We start from the raw sequence: 19,453 nt of genomic DNA, 5'->3' as shown, positions 1-19,453 counted from the left end.
TCAGCCCGTCTCCAGCGTCAGCGTGTTCGTCTGAGCACCCTTGCTCCGAGTGCTCAGGTAGAGCACCTCAATGCCGACCAGCCTCCCGTGCTCGTCCAGATCTAGTATCACCCCATCCTCTATCTCCCGCGTCTCCCGGACTTCTTCGTCGGAGACGTAGACGTAGAGGGCGTCCGCCTCCCGGTCTACCGTAACTCTCATACCTCTCATGCCTCCTTTGCGTTCACTATACCCGCACTCGCCGGTCAGGGTAGAGAGACACCACCCGGCGCGGCGCAGCCTCCTCATTAACCACCACCCGCAGCACCCGCCCCGCCCGGATGTTCCGCCCCTCCCGAAAGCGCATCGCTTTCAGGTAATGGACCACGCCACGCTCCGGGTGCGGCTCCACCTGGTCGGGGAAGAGGATCGTGTCGAGGATGACCTCTTCGGAAACGTCTCGTCGCTCCATCCTCTGTGCCGCGTGTATGGTGAAATCAATCTCCATACCCATAGTGTAACACATATGCGCCACATATCAACACATAGCAAGAAGGTTTTACGGAGGTTTTTCGGTGGAGGATTTAGCAAGGCTGAGAGAAGCCTTCCGCGCGGGCGCACTCCTGGCCGGAACAGGTGCGGAGGGAGCGGATCATGCGGTGCAGCGTCCGGGGCATTCGGGGAGACATGTTGTGGTGGATCGAGTGCATCTGGTATGAGTCGCGCCTGAGTGTGTACGGTTCGCGCTCGCGGGTTTGGAGCTGGACGATGTAGGAGAGGTGCACGGTCCTCAACTTACCGTCGAGACCATGCTGGCCTTCCTTGTAGCCGTTGTCTGTGGTGAGGATTGTCGTATCGCGAGTCCCACTGGTGGGATCGGTGGGGCGCGTGGAATGGGGAGAAGATGAAGAATGGTCTGTCGTCTGCTGCCTCGATGAACGGAACGGGTTGGTGCGATCCCGGACATAGCGGGTGCCCAGAGGCTCATCTACCTGTACTACCTCGTCGTTGATGTTGTACTGGTTGAGCCGGAGGCGCTGGTCTTTGGCTCCGAAGGTCGCGGGTTCGAGCCCCGTCGGTCACCCTCTTGATCTCCCTTTAGATAAGCCGGGTCGCTCGAAAAGCCACTACCTTCTGGCTTCGCCGGCTGAAGGTTGTGGCCTATGCCATATCAGATACGGCAATGTCTTCGTCCAAAGGGTGGACCGGTCGCCGGACGTGCCGGAACGGCAGGCGCTTGAGGTTCTCCGCGCATGGTCCTGGCAGGTCGAGTGTGTAGCTCGCTTTGGCTATGGGATCGTAGGCCCTGCGGTGGCCGGCGGCTGCTTTGATGTTGATGACAAACAACTCCTCCGGGTTGATGCCCTGGCTTCTCCACTGCGCGAGGTCGAATGGTGGGGTCTTGCGACTGGTGACGAGCACAACTACGCCGCCGCAGCGGACCAGCACGCACGCTCCCATGTCTATCTGCCGGCCAGACATGGAGGCCAGGTGGCTTCGCGGGTCCTCCAGACTGAATCGCCCGCTGGAGTGTCCGAGCACCTCAACCTCTACCGGGAGCGGTTCGGCCCCGATAGCGCCGCTCTTGCCGCCGAGCAGGATCTGCTGCCGGTGCCCCGGCTGCTTTCTCGATAGAGAAGCGACCGTTTCCGGATCGTTTATGACCACGCCCGCCTCTTGGATCCCGTGCTCCAGCAATGCCGCAAGTACTCTGGTGTTGTCGCCCGGGGCGCCTCCGCCCACGTTATCTGAAGGTTCAACGAGAAGTACGGGACCTTCGTCATGTTCCTTGAGCCTCCTCATCGCCTCCTCAAGGGAGAGCCCCTCCATCTGGGCCGACGAGCGCAATGACACCGCCAGTTCGGCCAGTTCTTGCAGCCGGCGCCTGGCCCGGGCGGGATCGCCCAACGTTACCGCCGAGAGGCACACCCCTGCCTGCGGCACGTCAGCGAAGGGGAAGCCTCCGAACACGTTGACCGCGATAACCTCCGGATACTCGCGCTCTGTCCTCCGGGCACTCTCTTCCAGGGCGCGCATCGGCCCGGCCGACGTGCCGGTCGCAGTGGGCGGCCAGAGCAAGGGCACGCGCACGCGCACCGCTACGGGCTTCTCTCCGGATTGCATCAACCGGTCCAGTAGCAGCGCGGCGTTCACCGCGGCTTCCTTGGCGTCAATGTGAGGGTTCTCCCGGTAGGCTATAAGACCATCGGCGAAAGCGGCCATCTCCTCGCTGAAGTTGGCGTGGAGATCCAACACCCCGCAAACAGGTTTGCCCGTAAGAGCCTCCATCCCGCGCAGGCGCCGCAGGATCTCGCCCTCTGCATCCTGGAACGATTCGGTAACCATCGCACCGTGCAGAACGAGACAGACGCCATCTATGCCATCCCTCGCATACCCCTCCACGCGCTCCCGGACTTGCTTCCAGAACGTCTCGACGACCTCATCGGCGACGGTCGGACCCGGAGCAGCCCTCAGATCCACCGCAGGCAGAACCTCCCACCTCCGTTTCCTGGCAACCTCAAGAACACCCGCCATCGGCGAGAAATCCCCTTCGGAGCCCAGGATCTCCTCCCCGACTGTTGTCTCGAAGTCCTCGAGCGTGGTTCGCCCGCCTAAGAACGTGTTCGTTTCGTGATAGATGCCGGCTATCAGAACCCTCTTGCCCACGCCCTGCCTCCTCTCACATCACGCCGCCGGAATCCGACTCTTGGACACATAAAAACTCAGGCTCGCCTTCCTTCGGATGAAGGGCAAAGCTTACTCTAACAGCCCGTTTGTTTCTTCTCAATACTAGCCAGTTTCGTTCGAAGAAACCAAATAGAGGTCGAGGGGCTACGCTCCGGATACACGGCTGGTATACTCCGGGTGCTCTTTGAGAAAGTATTGTTTCGTGTCGTGGTACGAAGGAGTGCGGTGATGTCGGAAAGAGCGGCGTCTGGGGGGGCTTACATAGTCAAGCCGGTGTACAAGGCACTCAACGTGTTGCGATGCGTGGGGGAGCATGGCGGTCGGCTTACCCTGACGGAGGTGAGTCGGCTCACGGGTCTGCACAAGACGACGGCGTACAGGTACCTTCATACCCTGGCGGAGTGCGGTTTCGTAGCGCATGATCCCAGGACGGACACTTACGGGCTCGGGATGCGGGTTTGGGAGCTGGGCCGGCTCGTCAGCGGGGATATGCGGGTGCGGGAGGTGGCGCTGCCCGTCATGCGAGAGTTGCGGGACGAGTTCAACGAGACGGTGAACTTGGGGATCCTGGACGGAAAGGAGATCGTTTACGTCGAGATGCTCGAGAGCGGGCACGCGCTGAGCATGCGCGCTAGAGTGGGGGGGAGAGATCCGGCCTACTCTACCTCTCTGGGCAAAGCCATCCTCGCCTTTCTGCCGGAAGAGGAGCAGCGCTACCATCTGCCCTCCCGGCTCTCGCCCCGTACCGGCCGCACGCACACCTCCCTCAAGGCGCTTAGAGACGACCTGAGCGCGACCCGGCGGCGGGGTTTCGCGCTGGACAACGGAGAGAATGAGGAGGACGCCCGCTGTATCGGGGCGCCTGTCTTTGATCAGAGCGGCTCTGTGGTGGCTGCCATCAGCGTCTCGGCTCCGGCGAGCCGGCTGCCGGATGAGCTGCAGCCCCGGGTGGCCGCGGCCGTTATGAAGGCCGCGGAGACTATCTCGGAGCGTCTGGGATATCCGGAGCTGAGAGACAATGCTCCGGGAGACCGGCGTTACTCCTCCGGGAGATAGGCGAGCGGGAAGGCGCTGTCTCTGTAGCATCGGCGGCGAGATCGGTTCAGAGTATGCCGTACTTCTCGTAAGCCTCCATTATCCCCATGCCGTTCTGAAGAGCCCGCTTCATGCTGTCCTCCCCGCTCGCCTTCTCAAGCGCGCGCGGCAGCACCTGGTCTGCAACCTCCGCCGGGATGACCACCACGCCGTCATGGTCTCCGAAGACGATGTCGCCGGTCGCTACTACCGCGTCGCCGCAGCGAATGCGCCCGCCGTGAGCGATGACCTCCGCCCGGCCCTTGGAATCTAACGGGCTGTATCCTCTGGCGAACACGGGGAACCCCATCCTCATGATCGCAGCGCTGTCCCTGGTCAGACCGTCTATCACGGCGCCCCTGGCACCCTTACTTGCCGCGGCCGTGCTTAGCAGCTCGCCCCACAGCCCGCAGCTGGTTGAACCATTGGTCGTGGCCACGACTACGTCACCGGCCGAGAGGCTGTCCACGGCTTCGAGCTCCTTGAGGTATGGCTCCTCAGGCATCTCATAGACGTCAGTAGCCAGAATAGTATAGGCACGCCCAACCAGCGTGTAGGAGGGATCTACCGGCCTTACGTCATGGCTGAGCGCCTGCCATCTGAACCCCAGGTCGTCCAGAATGTCCGCGATCACCGCGCTGTAGAGCTTCTCCTGCATGGCGGCGAAATCTATGCGCCTCTCCGCATCTCTCACTCGAACGCCTCCCCTTCCTCGCAGCTAAACCTTACTCCCCAACCCACCAGCGGCTGCAGTGCCGCGCTGCTTAGTACACCACCAGCCCGTCGATCTCTTGATGCGAAACTCCATTTTCTTGACGAGAAACACAATGGTTAGTAATCTACTGGCGAAGGAGAGATCCGTCAAGGTCTCTTGCGGGTGTAAGGCAGGGCTTGCTCCGTAAGGAGGTGGGGGCTGAAGAGTTGCAACGGGGGTGGGGAAGCGGAACATCTGCTGCAAGGGGGCCATCGCTTTGGGGAGATCGGGAGTCGTGAGAATTTCTCCGGTGGTGCTGGCGGCCGGTTACTTCCTCTCTTCTGCTCCTCTTGCGAACACTTCGGGCTTCCGATCCCACGCTCGTTTGTGGACTACCGGCGAAGTTTTTTGTGAATGGAGGTTATATGGGAAGAGACGAAGCTAGCCGGTTGAGCCGGAGGGAATTTCTGACCCGGAGCGCATGCCTCACGGCTGCCCTGGGGGTATTCGGACCGCTTTCGGGATGTGGAACGGGCCAGCAGGAGGCAGAGCAGGGTCCTGGCGAGGAGTTTACCGGCGCGCTCTCTGTGCTTATGGGGTCGCACATGGAGCCCGTGCGGGAGGTCGCCCGGATGTACGAGGGGGAGTACGGGGTAGAGCCGCAGATCGAGGAGGTTACGACCCCGGATCTGCGAAGCAAAGTTACGACGGCTTTCCTCGCGCGGCGGTCGCCCTGGGACTCCGTATTTCTGACGGCCGAGCTGGGAGCCGAGGTCGCCGACAAGGGCTGGCTCGTCGAGGCGACCGAGATGATCGGGCGCGTTCGCGAGCAGGGCACGCTCGTAGAGCGCTCGCTCGGCGCCGCCACCTACGAGGGGACGATCTACGCCGTTCCCTGGACCATCGGTTGTCCCATCCTGCACTGGAACAAGAGGTTGCTGGCTGACGCGGGCCTCGATCCGGAGGCGCCTGCCGAGTGGCATAGGACGCCGAATTCCTGGGACACGATGGTGGAGTTCGCCAGAGAGGTGACCGACGTGGACCGCAACATATACGGGCTCACTGACGCCTGGGCCGGAACTCACGTGCTCTGGACGTGGGGCAGCCTGCTGCAGATGCACGGTGGAAGCTTCCTGGACGAAGACGGCCAGCCGGCCATGAACAGCGAGGCCGGGATTGCGGCGACGGAGAAGCTGGTCGATCTCCTGCACACCCATGAGGTGATCGACCCGGCCGTGACGACGTACACCTGGGTCTTTGACGCCTCGCCGGGCTTCCTTAACGGCAACCGCGCCTTCTTCATTACCTGGCCTTTTATCGCCGATCTCGCGAGCTCGGCTGAGGATTCCAACATTGCGGGTGAGAACGGTTTTGCGCCCAACCCCGCTGTGGAGACCAGCGCTTCGGTAGATGGCTCCGAGTACTTCGCCGTCCCCGTGTACTCCGAGAACGAGGACGAGGGTTGGCGGTTCATCGAGCTTCTCTCGTCGCTCGAAGGCCAGAGGGTGGTCGCAGAGTCCGGATGGGCTCCGATCCACGCTGAGTTGTTGGAGGACGAGGCGCTCTTGGAGAGGTTTCCATTCTACGCAGCGATCCGCCAGTCGTACGAGTATCCTGTAGATGGGGGGTGGTCGCCGGATAGGCCCGTGTGGGCGGAGATACTCGCGAACCAGATCTCGGAGGCTCTCGGCCGGCAGAAGTCGCCCAGGGAGGCGATGGACGATGCGGTGAGGAGGATCCGGGAGCGGAGGGAGGAGGGACAATAAAGGGCGGGCGAACGACCCGGAGGGCGGTGAAGGGGCGTCGGGATGCGCCTGCGCGGATAGCTCCGGCGGCCCGGCCCAGGCGAGGACGGGTTCGGCCTGAGACGTGGCTTGCGGTCGCGTTCATCGCTCCGACGATCCTGATCGTTTGCGGGGTCTACCTCTATCCGGCGGTCGCCACGCTGCTGTACAGCTTCTCGGAGCTTGAGGTAGCCAGTCTGCGCATCGATCGTTTCGTCGGGCTGGAGCACTTCCGCGGTGCCGTGGCCAGCGAGGAGTTCAAAGCGGTGGTCCTGCGCACCCTCTACTTCGGGCTGATGGTCGTAGTTCTCACGACCGTTCCCGCGTTCCTGATCGCGTTGCTGCTCAAGGAACGCTTCCGGGGCCGCAACTTCCTGCGGGTTATCGTGCTGCTCCCCTGGGCGCTCCCGCCGGTGGTCTCGGGCGTGCTCTGGAGCCAGATGTTCCACGCCGACTTCGGGTTTATCAACGGGCTCATACGGACCGCCGGGGGGGAGGGGAACATCATCTGGCTCGGAGATCCGGTTCTCGCCCTCCACGCGGTCATCATTGCCGAGGTGTGGCGTTGGATCCCCTTCGCCACGCTCTTCATCCTCGCCGGCCTGCAGACGATCCCGCCCGAGACCTACGAGGCGGCGTCCGTCGACGGAGCAAACGCCTGGCAGAAATTCCGCTACCTTACCGTGCCGCTCATGTGGCCGATACTGCTGCCGGTTACTATCTTCATGTTCGTGTGGGCGATGAAGGCGTTCGACACTATCTTCGTGCTTACGCAGGGTGGTCCCCGGATGGGAACGACGACGTTGAACTACCTCGTGTACCGCCAGAGCTTCCAGGAGTTCTCCTTCGGGCAAGCTGCGGCTACCGCATACATTCTCTCTCTGCTCACGTTGCTGGTGATCGCCGTTCTCGCCTTCTTGCGCTGGCGGGCGAGGATCCGGAGCGGGGAGGTGGCGTCGTGAAGGCGCTGCGCAGGCTCTGGGTCTACCCGGCGGCCCTCGCCGTCCTGGTCGTTATCGCTTTCCCCCTGTACGGCGTCGTGCTCACGAGCATCCAGCGAGAGCAGGATATCCGGTCGCGGGACGTTAACTTCATCCCTCGTTACATCGAGCTCGGTCACTACCAGGCCGTCCTGGATCCGGGACACATAGTCCCAATCAGGGAGGCGATGATGAACAGCTTCACCGTCTCTGTGCTGACGGCCGTGATAGCCGTGGCGCTCGCCCTCCCGGCGACATACGCTCTGTACAGGCTTCCGTTGCCCGGGCGCTCTTACATACTCGCCGGGCTGGTTTCGATCTACCTCCTGCCCACGATCCTCTTCGTGCTGCCGCTCTACGTGCGGGCGGCGCAGTTCGGGCTCCTCGACACCTTCACCGGCCTCGTAATCCCCTACGTGGCATTCATTTTGCCGTTTATGGTCTGGATCCTCGGCGCCTTCCTCAAGGCGATTCCGGTACAGATCGAAGAGGCAGCGATGATCGACGGTGCCAACCGCCTGCAGATCCTCGTCCGCGTCGTGCTGCCTCTGATGAAGCCCGGCATCGGGGCCGGGCTCCTTATGGGCTTCATCCTCGCGTGGATCGAATTCCTGACGCCGCTGCTCTTCACCCGGGAACTCAGGATACTCACGGTTACCCTCGGTCTGTACAGGTCCACCTACGAGATCGAGATCGGCCAGCTGGCGGCGGCCGCCGTCCTGACGGCGCTTCCCCTCATAGTCCTTACTGTCGTCTTCCAGCGGGCGATCTCGCAGGTGATCACCACGGGAGCTGAGCGATGAGATCAATCGTGAGAATTTGGCCGTTCGACAAGGAGGTGTTTGAGTGAGCGTTCTCCTGGCTGACCGAACCTGGCCGGAAGTCCGCGAGGCGATCGAGCGGGGAACCGTCTTCGTGGTCCCCATAGGGGCGACCGAGCAGCATGGAGGGCATCTGCCCCTGGAGACCGACTGGCGTCTGTGCAGCGTGGCGGCCGAGCGGGCGTGCCGGCTCGCCGCAGAAGAGGGAGTGCCGGCGCTCGTCACGCCTCCGATCTGGACCGGGTTCTCTCCCCATCACATGGATTTCCCCGGCAGCGTCACGCTGGAGCTCTCGACCTTCATCGAGCTGGTAAGCCAGGTGGCGCGTAGCCTGTGGCACCACGGGGCGCGCAAGATCCTGCTCCTGAACGGCCACGGGGGCAACGCTAACTTGCTCCGATCAGCCGTGCAGCAGCTGCGCTTTCAGCACGGCGTGCGGGCGGCGGCGGCCAGCTACTGGGACTTCGTGCTCCCTAAGATCACCGGGTGGCGCCGCTCGAGACCGGGGGGGATAGACCATGCGTGCGAGATGGAGACGGCCTTGATGCTTGCGGCGCGTCCGGAGCTCGTGCGCGAAGAACACGCTCGTGACGCAACCTGGTTTCCCAACTCCGATTTTCTGAGTGGAGATCTCGCCGTCGGCGCTCCGGTCGCGGTGACCTTCGCCTTCTCCGAGCTCACCGAGGATGGCATCCTGGGCGATCCCACGGCGAGCACGGGCGAGCGGGGCGAGGAGCTGCTGGCGGCAGTAGCCGAGCGAATCGCCGCCTTTATCCGGGAGTTCTACGGTTGGGACTGGGACAGACCGCAGACTATCTAGGAGGTGCGATGACCGAAGTTTCGATCTGGACCTACCCGTGGGACCTCGCCGACGAGGGTGTTGGCGAGGCACTGAAGACGATGCGGGATCGGGCCGGAGCTACCGGAGTGAACGTAGCAGCGGTCTACCACGCCGGCAAGTTTCTGCACGTCCACAACCCCAAACGACGCGTGGTCTTCCCGCGCTCGGGAACGCTGTACTTCCGTCCCGATGCGAGCTGGTACGGGCGGCTGCGCATCGAACCGCCGGTTTGGGAGGGAGCCGGCGGTTTCTGGACAGAGCTTCGCAACGAGGCTGATCGGCTGGGGCTCGAGGTTACGGCGTGGACACTCTGTCTACACAACAGCGGCGTCGGGTTTGCTTACCCGGACTGCGCGGTCGAGAACGCCTTCGGCGACCGCATCTACACCGACCTGTGCGCCAACAACCCGGATGTCCGGGCGTACCTCGTGGCCGTCGCCCGGGACATTGCCGCGAACGTAGCCCCCGACAGGCTCCTGCTTGAGTCGCTGGAGTACATGCCTTTCAGGCACGGCTACCACCACGAGGTGATCGGGGTCCCGACCGGCCCGACCGTGGACTTCCTCATGAGCCTCTGCTTCTGTCCAAGCTGCCTGGAGGCGGCTTCAGAGAGGGATGTAGACCTCGTCTCCGTGCGCGGGTGGACGCGCGAGACGCTGGACCGGCACTTCGCCGATCCCTTCGCCGGAATTCCCGAGATGAGCTGGGCGGAGCTGCACGAAGCGGCCGGCGGCGAGTTCTCCGGTTTTCTGAAGCTGCGGCAGGACGCTCTAGTCTCACTGCTCACCGATATCGCCGGTGCGGTTAGGGAGTCCTCGCCGGCACGCCTGGCCCTCCTGGATTTCGGACCGCTCTACCCGAACGGCCCCGACGGCCGCGCATGGGAGAACGGCGTCGACATCTCCCGGCAACTCCCGCTCATCGACGAGATACACCCGACCTTCTACTTCGCTGACCCTGGATTACACCGCCAGAAAGTGAGGCAGTACGTCGAGCTGCTCGCCGGCGAGAAGCCGATGGTCGCCGCAATCCGGGCGATCTTACCCCAGACGGATTCGGAGGAGAGCCTGCGCCGGCAGCTGGAGCCGCTTGCGCCCCACGCGGCCGGTTTCTCCTTCTACAACTACGGCTTCATGCCGCTCCCGGCTCTGGACTGGATCGCATCCGCAGCGAGGACGGTGTCCGCCATATGAGACCGCGCGTCGACATACTCATCCAGCCCTTCTGTCTCCGGTTCAGCCTGCACGAGGACGAGGTCGTCTACCACGTGGCCGGCAGCGCGGACATGCAGCTCGACCGGATGGAGGCTTTATTCGGGGTCGATCCCGGACGCCAGACCCTCTTCGACGCCAACCTCGGCTTCCTGCCGGTAGCGACCACCGCCCTCATCAGGGGCGAGCGCAACATCCTGGTCGATCCGGGCAATCATCATGTGGGCTTCTACGGGACGCTGGGGCTTGCCCTGCGCCGGTTCGGCCTAGGCTTCGAGGACGTGGATCTGGTCGTCTGCACCCATTCCCACCACGACCACATGTCGAGCATCTTCACCCTGCGAGGAAAAGAGCTCGTGATCGGCGAGGGCGAGCTGGACTTCGCGCGGGAGCTGTACGGTGCCGAGGAGACCGGCGCCCGCCTGTCCACCATGGGAGCGCTAACCGAGGTTCCCGCCGGCGGCGAGCTTGAGCTCTGCTCCGGCGTGACCGCTGTAGCAACGCCGGGGCACACCCCCGGACACATCAGCTTGCTGGTCGATGGCGGCGAGGAACGAACGGTCGTCGCCGGAGATGCGGTGATGACCCGCACCGAATATCTCGAACGTCGCTTCTCTCACTGGTACACGGAGGAGCAGCTCAAGCAGCTGAACGCAAGCCTCGACCGCCTGTACGCCTGGGAGCCCGGCCTGGTCCTCCCCGGGCACGACCGGGCGTTCCGGCCGGAGAGCGATGGCTGAGAACACCTTGCGCGCCGCAGTCATAGGTGTTGGGATGATCGGCACGCTCCACGCTCGCGTCTACCGGGATGATCCCCGGACGGAGCTGGTCGCCGTAGTGGACGTAAACGAGGAGCGGGCGCGCGAGGTCGGCACCGAACTCGGCGTTCCCTGGTACGCCAGCGTCTCCGACATGCTCGCTCAGGAGGAGATAGACGCGGTCACGGTTGCGACGCCCGAGCAACATCGCTACGATCCGGCCGTGGCTTGCGCCAGGGCTGGCAAGCACCTCTTGCTCGAAAAACCCCTCGCCCCGACCCTGCCCGAGGTGGACCGGCTTATCCTGGAGGTCGAGAAGACCGGGGTTACGACGATGGTCAACTTCATCCTCCGCTCCGATCCCCGGTACGTGCGGGCCAAGTGGGCGATGGGCGACGGGACGGTGGGGGAGCCCTGCACGATCTTCGCTCGCCGCAGGGGGACCTCCCTCGGCGCGGAAGTGTACGGGCCGTGGACCGACCTGCTGATCTCGACGGCGATACACGACCTCGACGTCATGGTGTGGCTCAACGAGTGCGCGGTCGAGCGCGTGTACGCCGAAAGTGTGGTCAAGCGGTCTGCCGAATGGGGGCGCGAGGATGCAGTCGCTGCCGTGCTGCGCTTCGCCAACGGTGCCGTGGGACTCCTGGAGACCAGCTGGGTCCTGCCGCCGAACGTACCCGCTCCTCTCGATGCCGCGCTGGAGGTCGTCGGCACGGGCGGCGGGGTCTTCATCGAGGGCGCGAATCACGGTCTCGCTATCGCAGACTCCGAGGGTTACAAGTTACCGGACCTGGCCAACTGGCCGGCAGGGCGAGAAGGCGTGGAAGGGGCTCTCCGGGCGAGCATCAGCGCCTTTATCACCTCGGTTCTGTACGGTGAGCCTCCGGTCATGAGCCTGCGTGAGGCACGCTACGCGCAAGAGATAGTCGAGGCACTGAAGATCTCTATACGGCGTGGCGCTCCCGTGAAGCTCCCACTGGAAGGCGGAGGCCAGGCTGATTGAATGAGACACCGGGAGGCAGATTCTGTTGCACCCCAAAGTGCTGTTTCTCATCGGCTGTGTCGCTGCCGTGTTCGGACTGACGGGATATGTATCGGCAGATCCTGAGGAGCTCCCGTCCGAGCAGATCTAGACGGGAGAGTGAACGATCATGTATATGCAGGAGATGTATATGCAGGAGATGTTTTCGCTTCGGGGCAAGACAGCACTCGTTACGGGGGCACGAACAGGGATGGGTCAGGCTATTGCGATCGGGCTGGCGAAGGCAGGGGCGGATCTCATCCTTCTGGGACGCCGGCCCGATATGCAGGAGACCCGAACGCTCGTGACCGAGACCGGTCGACGCGCAGAAACAGTGGTCCTGGATCTCTCCGATCCCGATCTCGTTCAGTGGAGAGGGAGAGAGATCGCAGAGCGCTACCGAATCGACGTGCTGGTGAACAACGCGGGTATCATAAGGCGGGAACCGGCCATCGAGTTCTCGCGGGAGAGCTGGGATAGCGTAATCCAGACGAACCTCAGCTCCCTGTTCCTGCTCACGCAGCCTATCGCCCGCCCGATGCTCGAGCGGGGCGAAGGGAAGATAATCAATGTCGCTTCGGTTCTCTCTTTCCAGGGAGGCATCAACGTTGCCTCGTATGCTGCGAGCAAGCACGCGGTCGCCGGCCTTACCAAGACCCTGGCCAACGAGTGGGGACCATACGGTGTGCAGGTTAACGCCATAGCACCGGGATACATAGAGACGAAGAACACCGAACCATTGCGCAGAGACGAGGAGCGCAACGCCTCCATACTCGCCCGCATTCCTGCAGGCCGCTGGGGCAAACCGGAGGATATATCAGGAGCCGCCGTCTTCCTGGCTTCCCGGGCCTCCGACTACGTCAACGGACACATCCTCGTCGTCGACGGAGGATGGCTGGCCCGGTGAGCTGCCAGCGTAGGGCAGGCTCTTCCCGGAGAAGCGCAACCACAAGCGGACTGGGACCGAAGCAGGTGGGGTTGCTTGTAGGTGCGGGCGTAGCTCCCACAAAGATAATCATGGGGTATCTGGGCTTCGAAGAAGACGGTCGCTTTATCGTCTTCGATTCCCGGATCACAGGGGAATGCCCAGGGCGCGTGCTGCGACGCAGCGAGGCCCGCTAAAGAACTCCTCTGGGAGGAATCTCACTTTGTAGTTGACTTCCTTGCGGAGTAATCCTAGAATGTAGAAAAGCTTTTCTGAAAAGCTTTTCTATAAGCGAGGGTAGGATGAATATCAGGGACGTAGCACAGAGGGCAGGGGTCTCCATATCCACGGTCTCCAGGGTGTTGAACGACACCGGCTATCCGGTCAAGCCGGAGACCCGGCAGAGGGTACTGGAGGCCGTAGAGGAGCTGGGCTTTCGGCCCAATGATCTTGCCCGAGGGCTGCATCTCAAGAGGACCCGTACGGTGGGGTTGGTGATCCCGGACATCACTAACCCTTACTATCCGGAGCTGGCTCTCGGCGTTGAGGCTACTGCGTCGGGAGAGGGGTACTCGGTAATCTTCTGCAACACCAACCGGCGGGCCGAGAAGCTGGAGCACTACGTAGATGTGCTGCTGCAGAAGCGGGCGGACGGCATCATCATCGCCGGGGGAGGGACGGATTTCAGTCCGGTCTCTCAGGTGCTCTCGGATTTCGATATCGAGGCGGCGGTGATTGGGAGGCACAACCTGCCGTTCCCGTCGGTGCAGATAGACAACGTGGGGGCTGCTTATGAGGCTACTTCGCATCTGGTAGAGCTGGGGCATGAGCGCATAGCGTTTATCAGTGGGCCGTTGAGCCTGACCAGTGTGCAGGACAGGCTCAACGGATACAGGGAAGCCCTTCGGAGGCGGGGCATCGAGCGCGATGACCGGTTGGTGCGTGAGGGTGACTTCCAGCCGGAGAGTGGCTACTCGGCGGCGCGCTCCTTGCTACAGGGGAGCGTAAGGCCGACGGCGATCTTCGCGGCTAACGACCGCATGGCTATAGGGGCCATGGCTGCGGCCTTTGATCTCGGCATGGAGGTGCCGGAGGAGGTCTCCATCGTCGGTTTCGACGACATCACTATGGCTTCGTACGTGCGGCCCGCGCTTACTACCGTTTCGCTGCCGGGTTACGAGATGGGGGCATCCGCGATGCGGCTGATACTGAAGCTTATCTCCGGAAAGGAATGTCCCCGGGTTACTTGGTTACCTGCAGAGTTAGTGGTCAGGGATTCCTCCGGACCGCCGCCGCGGTCTGACGGATCGCCAATCAGGAAGGGAGGGGTGGAAGACAAGATCTAGAGGCAGTTTTTCCGGCTGGCCCTGGAAGCACACAGAGGAGATGAAGGAGGAAGAGTGGACTATCGGACGAACGATGCGGGTGCCGCGCGCAAGCACAACCTGCTGACCATGTCTTACGCTGAGGTTGAGGAGAGGCTTCAGGAGGACGGTCAGGACGTGGTGCTCGTCCCGCTCGGGAGCACGGAGAAGCACGGGGCTCACATCCCGCTCGGGACGGACAGCTACGTGACCATGGAGGTGGTAGAGCGCACGGCCGAGGCAGCCGATGTCATGTACTCGCCGCTGATGCCGTTCGGGTACTCGCCGCACCACATGGGCCGGCATCTGGAGGGGGCCGGGACCATTACGCTCGCCGCCGAGACCTACCGCCGGGTGATGCACGATGTGGCGCGGAGCCTGATCTACCACGGCTTCAAGAAGATCATCTTCATCAGCCACCACGGCTCGAATACGAAGCCCATAGACGAGATCATGCGGGCTCTGCGCTACCACACCGGGGCGTTCATCTCCTTCTACAAGACGCCGACCGAGCGCGAGGCCACCGTGGTTCAGGATCTCTTTGACAACCCCCCCGAGGAGACGCCGGGCTGGCACTCCAGCGAGCTCGAGACCGCGTGCCTGATGGCTACTGCAGAGGGGCTGGTAAACATGGACCGGGCGGTGAAGGACCGCGCCCACGCGCCGGCATATATGGGGGATGCCTTCTCCAAGCGCGATGGCACGGGAACGGTCGAGTTTCAGGGATCGGAGAACATCTGGGTTCCGATGGAGCACCACGAGTACTGCGACACGGCTGTGATCGGCAATCCCTTCCGGGCGACTAAGGAGAAGGGCTTGGCTATGTTCGATCGGATGGCCCGGCACCTGACCGACTACGTGAACGAGGTGCGCAACTTCGAGGTTGAGATCAAGCAGAGCGACTTCCCGGAGCGGGCTTATTCCTACGGAGCGCAGTAAGAGAGACTTCTGGAGGGCTCGAGTGGCTACCAATCCAGGACCGGCGAACGGCCTTGTTCGCCTGATGCGCGAGGAGTTGGTGGAGATCTCCCACCGCGCGTATCAGCGGGGGCTGGTAGTCGGCGTCAGCGGCAACAACAGCGTGCGCATACCGGGCACCGACGCCGTCCTGATAAAGGCTACCGGGGTCAACCAGGGGGATATGGACACGGCCGACACCGTACTTCTCGACCTAGACGGTAACGTGCTAGAGGCGGGTAGGGAACCCTCCAAGGAGATTCGCTGGCACCTGGCCATCTACCGCCAGAACCCCGGGGTCGGCGGCGTCGTGCACGTGCATCCTCCATACGCCACGGCGTGGGCGGTCGCAAACCGCACCCCTCCGCTGGTTCACACGGCCGCCCGGGGCGTGTTGCGTAAGATAGGGCTTGTAGAGCTGGCACCGTCGGGCTCTCAGGAGCTTGCGGACCTGGTCGCCGGAGCTTTCTCAGATAGAGATCTCCGCGTCGCGCTCATGCGCGAGCACGGGATCATCGCCATTGGTCCGGACCTGCGCACGGCCTACTACCGGGCCGAGTACCTAGAGGATACGGCCAAAGTTGCCCTTCTGGCGGCGCAGGTACAGGCACTCGGGCCGGACAGAGGGGTCTCGCTCGCCGGAGAGAGAGCTGCTGCGGAGGGCGGTGGCTGATGGAATCTCGCGCCATCGCCATACTCGCGACGCTGGACACCAAGGCGGGCGAGGCCGCTTACCTGCGGGATCTCATCCAGGACCGCGGTTGGTCTACTCTCGTGGTAGATGTCGGGTTGGGCGATGCCCCCGAAGGGCTCGCCGGGATCCCGGCGGACGAGGTGGCGACCGCCGCCGGTACCGGCGTGGCCGAACTCCGCGCCGCTGGGCGACGGGATAAGGCTATGGAGGCGATGGGATCGGGCGCCGGGAAGCTGCTCGCCGAGAGATACCGGGCCGGTCGGCTCGCGGGTGTCATCGCAGCCGGAGGTAACCAGGGAACGGCGATCGCCTCCATAGCCATGCGGGCCCTGCCCATAGGGCCGCCCAAGGTGATCGTCTCTACCGTAGCCTCGGGAGATGTGCGCGGTTATGTCGGAGACAGCGACATCGCGATGATGTTCTCCGTCGGGGATCTCCTCGGCGGGCCGAACCCTGTGACCAGCCGGGTGCTCGAAAAAGCCGCGGCGGCAGTCGCCGGCATGGCCGATGCAACAGAACGTATTGCTGCGGAACAGGAGCCGGGATCTGTTTCAATAACGGCCTTCGGCAACACCCACAAAGCGGTGGTTGTCGCTATGGAGCGCCTGACCGGAGCGGGTCATCATGTGGTTCCGTTTCACGCCTCCGGTGCCTGCGGCTCTGCCATGGAGCGGCTGGTGGACGAGGGGAAGATCGAGGGGGTGCTGGATCTCACGACACACGAGCTGCTCGGGGAGCTGTACCCGGAGGATATCTACGCGCCGGTGCGTCCGGGACGGCTGACCGCAGCCGGCCGCCGGGGCATCCCTCAGGTTGTGGTTCCCGGAGGTCTGGAGTACTTCTGCTTCGGAGCCCCGGAGACGATACCACCCCGCCTGCGGGGTCGGGCGATTCACTACCACAACCCTTACAACACCAACGTGCGGGCAAGCCGGGAGGAGCTGCGGCGAGTGGGGGAGACGATGGCCGAGCGCCTCAACGCCGCCCGCGGGCCCGTTGCGATCTTGATACCGCTGCGAGGCTGGTCCGAAGTGGGTAGCCCCGGCGGCGTGTTGCATGACCCGGAGGCCAATCGCGGTCTCGTCGAGGTTCTGCGGGAGCGCGTCAAACCGGCTATCTCCCTGCGCGAGGTGGATGCGGTGATAAACGATCCCAACTTCGCCGAGCTTGCTGCGGACACGCTGTTGGGATTCCTGGAGTCTGGATCTAGGCCGGAGAGGTCTGGCGTAGCCGGCGGCGAGCAGCGAGCCACTGTGGTTAGAGAATCGGGAAAGGAGGAGCCTGATGACCGCTGGCTCTTAGAGTAGGTCTGGCTTGCCAGGGAGGGGGAACCCTTGAGCCAATCTTCGAGAGCGAAAGGAGGAGTCGTCCATGACGATACCGACTAGAGAGCAGGAGCCGAGCTACAGCGTGCCTGAGAGCATGCGCGCGGCGGTGCTCTTCGGTCCCCAGGACATGCGGGTAGTAGACAAGCCCGTGCCGGAGCCCGGTTTTGGCGAGGTGCTTGTCAAGGTGGCCATGTGCGGCACCTGCGGGACCGACCTCAAGATCTATGACGGTCACTTTCCCCAGACGCCGCCGTACGGCGAGTTCACGCCGGGGCACGAGTGGACCGGCACCGTCGTGGCTCTCGGGGAATCGGTAGACGAGTTTGCGCTGGGGGACCGGGTCTGCATCGAGGCTCACCACGGGTGTGGCCGGTGCGACAACTGCCTGGTCGGCAAGTATACCGCCTGCCTGAACTACGGTAAGAGGGAGAAGGGACATCGCGCCACCGGCATGACCACCAACGGCGGTTTCGCCGAGTACGTAGTTCACCACGTGAGCTCCCTGTACAAGCTCCCGGACAACGTCTCCCACAAAGACGCCGTCCTGATCACCACGGCCGGCACAGGGCTCTACGGCCTCGATGCCGCCGGCGGTTACATTGCCGGGCAGGACGTGGCAGTCTTCGGCCCGGGCCCCGTGGGGCTTATGACCGTGGAGGCGTGCGAGCAGCTGGGAGCCAACCAAGTGATCCTGGTCGGAACCCGGGAGAGCCGCCTCCAGGTGGGCCGCAAGCTCGGCGCCGATCATACCGTGAACGTGCGCGAGCGGGATCCGGTAGAGGCTATTCTGGAGCTTACGGGGGGCGCGGGCGTAGATCTCGCTATCGAGTGCTCCGGAGCTTCGAATGCCCCGCAACAGTGTGTGGAGGTGACCAAGCGCGGCGGCAAGATACTGGTGGTCGCCTTCTACAAGGAACCGGTTACCCTGGATCTGAGCGCCGTCGTCCGGAGCGACATCACCTTGTACACCACCCGCGGTGAGGGCGGCAACAACGTCAAGCGCGCGGTCTCGCTCGCCGCGCAGGGCCGGTTGCACGGTGAGGGTCTCGTCACCCACGAGTATCCCCTGGAGGACATAACGGAGGCCTTCCGGGTCATGCGCGAGCGGGAGGGAGATCCCCTGAAGATTGTGCTCGTCCCGTAGGGACGCATGTGAAGCCCTCAGAATGCCAAACTGGGAGAGTTCTCAGGGTTAGAGCAATTCTCCGGAAAGGCTGAGCCCAATACGGGCGTGATCTGAGGTCTGGGTGGGGGGAGGGTAAGCGCAGCGGAAGAGCAAGAAGGGGTGATGTCTGTGAGCGTTATAAGATTGAGACGGAGCCTTGCGGCTTCCCTGGGAGTGCTGGTGATTGCGCTCCTGGCGTTCTCGTGCGGGCCCGGTGCCGAGTACCCGAGCCGGCCGGTCGAACTGATCGTTCCGTTTGGCCCGGGAGGTGCGGCAGACGTAGCTGCCCGGCAGATAGCTGAGTTGGCCTCAGAGGAGCTCGGCGAGAGCATCCAGGTGAGGAATGTCACCGGTGGCGGGGGCGCCGTGGCCTACAACGAGGTGGTAAACGCGCCCAATGACGGGTACACCGCTATCTGGTCCTCGGCGGCCCTGAATACCCTGGCGGCCGCAGGCAATATCGATTTCAACTACGAGGCTTTCGAGCACGTAGCTATAGTCAGCACCGAGACGGTTACCCTTGCGGTAGCGGCAGACTCGGAGTGGGAGAACCTTGAGGATTTCATCGCTGACGCTCGGAATCGGACGCCGACGGTGGGTAACTCGGGTATGGGCAGCACCACTCATCTTACCGCCGTCGCTCTGGCTGAAGAGGCTGGCGTGGAGTTCGAGCATGTGCCGTTCGGCGATGGTCTGGCGATAGCGAGCGTGATGGGCGGAGAGATAGACGCCAGCGTGCAGCATCCGGCCGAGATCATGTCGCAGTACGAGGCCGGGGACATACGTATCCTGGCGATCACCAGCCCCGAGCGCATCGAGACCTTCGAAGACGTCCCGACGGCTCAGGAGCAGGGAGTTGACGTAGTCCTGGAGCAGTGGCGGGGCATCTCCCTCCCGGAGGGTACGGACGAGGAGGTCATCCAGAGGCTTGAGGACGCCTTTACGCAGGCGGCGGAGACCGATGAATGGGCCGAGTTTACCCGGAATACCGGCGCCGATGTCAGGATCATGGGCAGCGAGGAGGCAACCGAGTTTATTGCGGACATGCAGCAGCAGATAGACGAGATTGCCGCGGCTGCCGAGGAGAACTGAGCTACCGGAGAGGTGGGAGAAGGCGGCATGGAGCTACGGATCCTTCACCGCCCTTTCCCGCCTGCCGCCTTGAT

Annotated in this window: 19 protein-coding genes; 15 read left to right on the top strand and 4 right to left on the bottom strand. The window is 63.3% G+C overall.

What is annotated here, in order from left to right; translation table 11 throughout:
- The 3 genes from E0L93_RS12500 to E0L93_RS12490 form a co-directional block, all read right to left on the bottom strand.
- Window positions 1-201 carry a DUF2283 domain-containing protein gene (locus tag E0L93_RS12500; protein ID WP_132692412.1) on the bottom strand — a complete coding sequence of 67 codons (201 nt, stop codon included), beginning with the start codon at window positions 199-201 and terminating at the stop codon, window positions 1-3.
- A 25-nt stretch (window positions 202-226) separates the two neighbouring features.
- Entirely contained in the window at window positions 227-487 is a 261-nt protein-coding gene (locus E0L93_RS12495) for a DUF4258 domain-containing protein (protein ID WP_279387500.1), read from the bottom strand.
- Window positions 488-1,140: 653 nt separating this feature from the next.
- Complete coding sequence (locus E0L93_RS12490; protein ID WP_132692410.1) at window positions 1,141-2,646, bottom strand: M81 family metallopeptidase; 1,506 nt, start codon at window positions 2,644-2,646, stop codon at window positions 1,141-1,143.
- A gap of 249 nt (window positions 2,647-2,895) precedes the next feature.
- Here E0L93_RS12490 and E0L93_RS12485 point away from each other — a divergent pair, with 249 nt between their 5' ends.
- Complete coding sequence (locus E0L93_RS12485; RefSeq protein ID WP_132692409.1) at window positions 2,896-3,723, top strand: IclR family transcriptional regulator; 828 nt, start codon at window positions 2,896-2,898, stop codon at window positions 3,721-3,723.
- 46 nt (window positions 3,724-3,769) lie between these two features.
- Here the strand turns inward: E0L93_RS12485 and E0L93_RS12480 are convergent, their stop codons facing one another.
- A complete protein-coding gene (locus E0L93_RS12480) occupies window positions 3,770-4,435 on the bottom strand; it encodes an RraA family protein (RefSeq protein ID WP_132692408.1) in 666 nt (221 codons plus the stop codon).
- A 449-nt stretch (window positions 4,436-4,884) separates the two neighbouring features.
- Between E0L93_RS12480 and E0L93_RS12475 the strand changes: the two genes are divergently transcribed.
- The 14 genes from E0L93_RS12475 to E0L93_RS12410 all read left to right on the top strand — a co-directional run bounded on the left by E0L93_RS12475 (window position 4,885) and on the right by E0L93_RS12410 (window position 19,379).
- A complete protein-coding gene (locus E0L93_RS12475; RefSeq protein ID WP_165874349.1) occupies window positions 4,885-6,201 on the top strand; it encodes an ABC transporter substrate-binding protein in 1,317 nt (438 codons plus the stop codon).
- A gap of 26 nt (window positions 6,202-6,227) precedes the next feature.
- Window positions 6,228-7,181, top strand: coding sequence for a carbohydrate ABC transporter permease (locus E0L93_RS12470; protein ID WP_132692406.1), 954 nt, complete (start codon window positions 6,228-6,230; stop codon window positions 7,179-7,181).
- Window positions 7,178-8,002, top strand: a complete 825-nt coding sequence (locus E0L93_RS12465; protein ID WP_132692405.1) for a carbohydrate ABC transporter permease — start codon at window positions 7,178-7,180, stop codon at window positions 8,000-8,002. Before E0L93_RS12470 ends, E0L93_RS12465 begins: the two co-directional genes overlap by 4 nt.
- A gap of 43 nt (window positions 8,003-8,045) precedes the next feature.
- The gene (locus E0L93_RS12460) at window positions 8,046-8,840 is read left to right on the top strand and encodes a creatininase family protein (RefSeq protein ID WP_132692404.1); all 795 of its coding nucleotides are present in this window, start codon (window positions 8,046-8,048) and stop codon (window positions 8,838-8,840) included.
- An 8-nt stretch (window positions 8,841-8,848) separates the two neighbouring features.
- On the top strand, window positions 8,849-10,054 hold the full coding sequence (locus E0L93_RS12455; protein ID WP_132692403.1) for a glycoside hydrolase family protein: 1,206 nt from the start codon (window positions 8,849-8,851) through the stop codon (window positions 10,052-10,054).
- Window positions 10,051-10,812, top strand: a complete 762-nt coding sequence (locus E0L93_RS12450; RefSeq protein WP_132692402.1) for an MBL fold metallo-hydrolase — start codon at window positions 10,051-10,053, stop codon at window positions 10,810-10,812. Before E0L93_RS12455 ends, E0L93_RS12450 begins: the two co-directional genes overlap by 4 nt.
- Window positions 10,805-11,836: a Gfo/Idh/MocA family protein gene (locus E0L93_RS12445; protein WP_132692401.1), complete on the top strand. Its 1,032-nt coding sequence runs from the start codon at window positions 10,805-10,807 to the stop codon at window positions 11,834-11,836. The genes E0L93_RS12450 and E0L93_RS12445 overlap by 8 nt, the downstream gene beginning before the upstream one ends.
- A 163-nt stretch (window positions 11,837-11,999) precedes the next feature.
- Window positions 12,000-12,761: a 2-dehydro-3-deoxy-D-gluconate 5-dehydrogenase KduD gene (gene kduD, locus E0L93_RS12440; protein WP_424511429.1), complete on the top strand. Its 762-nt coding sequence runs from the start codon at window positions 12,000-12,002 to the stop codon at window positions 12,759-12,761.
- Window positions 12,762-13,081: 320 nt separating this feature from the next.
- Entirely contained in the window at window positions 13,082-14,125 is a 1,044-nt protein-coding gene (locus tag E0L93_RS12435; RefSeq protein WP_132692399.1) for a LacI family DNA-binding transcriptional regulator, read from the top strand.
- A 54-nt stretch (window positions 14,126-14,179) separates the two neighbouring features.
- Window positions 14,180-15,082 (top strand): creatininase family protein, encoded by a 903-nt coding sequence (locus E0L93_RS12430; RefSeq protein ID WP_165874348.1) that lies wholly within the window; start codon window positions 14,180-14,182, stop codon window positions 15,080-15,082.
- Window positions 15,083-15,104: 22 nt separating this feature from the next.
- Complete coding sequence (locus E0L93_RS12425; RefSeq protein WP_132692398.1) at window positions 15,105-15,773, top strand: class II aldolase/adducin family protein; 669 nt, start codon at window positions 15,105-15,107, stop codon at window positions 15,771-15,773.
- Window positions 15,773-17,101, top strand: coding sequence for a Tm-1-like ATP-binding domain-containing protein (locus E0L93_RS12420; RefSeq protein WP_132692396.1), 1,329 nt, complete (start codon window positions 15,773-15,775; stop codon window positions 17,099-17,101). Before E0L93_RS12425 ends, E0L93_RS12420 begins: the two co-directional genes overlap by 1 nt.
- Window positions 17,102-17,165: 64 nt before the next feature.
- Window positions 17,166-18,266 carry a zinc-dependent alcohol dehydrogenase gene (locus E0L93_RS12415; RefSeq protein ID WP_132692394.1) on the top strand — a complete coding sequence of 367 codons (1,101 nt, stop codon included), beginning with the start codon at window positions 17,166-17,168 and terminating at the stop codon, window positions 18,264-18,266.
- A 150-nt stretch (window positions 18,267-18,416) separates the two neighbouring features.
- Window positions 18,417-19,379, top strand: coding sequence for a Bug family tripartite tricarboxylate transporter substrate binding protein (locus E0L93_RS12410; protein WP_165874347.1), 963 nt, complete (start codon window positions 18,417-18,419; stop codon window positions 19,377-19,379).
- The last annotated feature ends 74 nt before the right edge of the window (window positions 19,380-19,453 follow it).

The sequence above is a fragment of the Rubrobacter taiwanensis genome, from assembly GCF_004337705.1.
Classification (GTDB): domain Bacteria; phylum Actinomycetota; class Rubrobacteria; order Rubrobacterales; family Rubrobacteraceae; genus Rubrobacter_C; species Rubrobacter_C taiwanensis.
This window is presented reverse-complemented; position numbering and strand designations above follow the sequence as displayed.